Here is a 1,955-nt window from a genome sequence, read left to right as displayed (position 1 = left end):
ACGTGCCCTAACAGCCAGATCGATTCGTTGCTGCCATTTCCGAACTCTACGCAATCCTAATCCGGATGCCTAGAGTGGTAGGACTGGACGCTTACGCCGCAGCGCCAACCGTCAGCGTCACCGCTACGCCAAACAATCCGATAGCCCCTGCAAGTGTCATGCTTGCAGTCGCCGCGACGTCGGACAGTAGCCCAGTCATGGCCACGCAAGTGGAATACTTCAACGGAACCGCTTCGTTAGGCGTCGCTCTGCAAGCCCCATATACGCTGAAGCTCGACAACTTGGCGGTCGGCACCTATCAGGTAACGGCAAAGATCACCACGACCGATCCCAACAACCCGATCCTGCGATCAGTGCCGTTGACTGTGATCGTGGGCACAGCACCAGGTGCTGCCAAAGCCTACTTTATCGACACAGACCAACTCGATACGCCGCGTGCCATCACGAACGCCGCTGGAGATCTGGTTTGGCAATGGGATAGTGATCCATTTGGTAAGGATGCGCCAAACGAGCAGCCAGCCGGACAGCCAGCGTTCACTTTCAATCAACGTTTCCCGGGGCAACAATTTGAACGCGAAAGCATTTTGCATTACAACTACTTCCGGGATTATGATCCGGCGCTGGGGAGGTACATCGAGAGCGATCCGATTGGGCTTCGCGGCGGGATCAATACCTATGGCTATGTCAAAGGGAACCCGCTTTCGCTAACAGATCGACGTGGTCTTGACTTTAAAGAACAGATAGTTGACTTGATTCGCGTAGGCCTTCCTGGCGTTATAGTCGGCCACGATCTTAGTCAGGTAGCGAACGAGACCGCTAGAGGCTCCGGACTGCCAGGGTTCCACAATGGTCCTGCGGATGCATTTAAACATTGCTTGTGGTCATGCCTGATGACCAAGTCCGCAGTATTAGGCCCCAATGAAGCGCAAATGATTGGTGACGAACATGAGGCTAACGGGAATCGCCACGGGCAACCAAAAGAAGAGGAAGGTATGGATCTACATAATAATGCAACTGGACGCCAGTGCGGCCTATTTAATAAAAAACCGTGTCAACAAAGTTGCATGGATGCGCTTAACTCGGGAATGCTTTGGGACACCACAGGACAGTCAAAGCTCCCAAAAGACTTTAAACTTGAATAAGGGCCATCTTGAATGAAAAAAATGGCGACTTCCCTTCTTTTGGTCGCAGCTTCATTCGCTGCCATCTATTTCTCAAATCGTTATTGGTACTTATTTCAGCATGGCATTTCCACTGAACTTTTGAAGGCATCAAAAGATTCGAGTGCATTAGTAGCCATGGATGAAATTGCCAATTTCAATTGGGATAAGGTTGCCTTTTTTGAGCCGTATACCTCTAAAAAGGATGTAGAAGCTTTGCTTGGCATCAAAATCGCGGATCCTCGAATTGAATCTTTAGAAACGTCGGATAATTTCAGCGTTATCATCTTCGTTTTGCGTGATCAAGTCGCTCTCCTAGACTCTATTCCCCGATGCAGTCCGGACTTCGGCCCCGGGGTGACAGGGAAGTCCTTTTCGCGGTCTAAAGCGCATTTTCGAATCGAAATTCGGAACGGCTGCCTAAAATTGATGCCAATTAGTCGGCCCTGAGCAAATACGTACGGCCCGATTCTAAAGGCGAAACGGGCAAAAACACTGCTGAGAATTGCAAGGTTTTGTTGAAATGGTGGTAATTCCTTGCAAATTCTTGAGGGGTGAATATGACCAAAGCCAGTCGGACCACCGAGCAACGACGTGTTTCGCCAGCGTCTGGACGAGCTGGTGAATCCGCAACAGCCTTAGCAGGCTGCTGAAATACTGCTGAATTCGCATTGATCATGCAGCTGTATTTGCGGCGCCACTCATCTTTGTGTCGCAATGTGGGAAATCGGGCCTAATTGCAGAGCGTTTTCCTTGTTTTTGCGGCGCATCCTGCTGGATTTCTTTTATGTCGCT

The 1,955-nt window shown here is 50.2% G+C and carries 2 protein-coding genes; both read left to right on the top strand.

Going from position 1 to position 1,955, the window contains the following annotated elements:
• The first annotated feature begins 65 nt into the window (after positions 1-65).
• A complete protein-coding gene (locus H597_RS36120; RefSeq protein ID WP_083941144.1) occupies positions 66-1,142 on the top strand; it encodes an RHS repeat-associated core domain-containing protein in 1,077 nt (358 codons plus the stop codon).
• Positions 1,143-1,154: 12 nt separating this feature from the next.
• Positions 1,155-1,610 carry a hypothetical protein gene (locus H597_RS34895; RefSeq protein WP_154668140.1) on the top strand — a complete coding sequence of 152 codons (456 nt, stop codon included), beginning with the start codon at positions 1,155-1,157 and terminating at the stop codon, positions 1,608-1,610.
• Positions 1,611-1,955: the final 345 nt, after the last annotated feature.

It is taken from the genome of Pseudoduganella violaceinigra DSM 15887 (genome assembly GCF_000425385.1).
In the GTDB taxonomy this organism is placed as follows: domain Bacteria; phylum Pseudomonadota; class Gammaproteobacteria; order Burkholderiales; family Burkholderiaceae_D; genus Rugamonas; species Rugamonas violaceinigra.
Note: the sequence above shows the minus strand (reverse complement) of the source record. Positions and strands in the feature narration are given on the sequence as shown.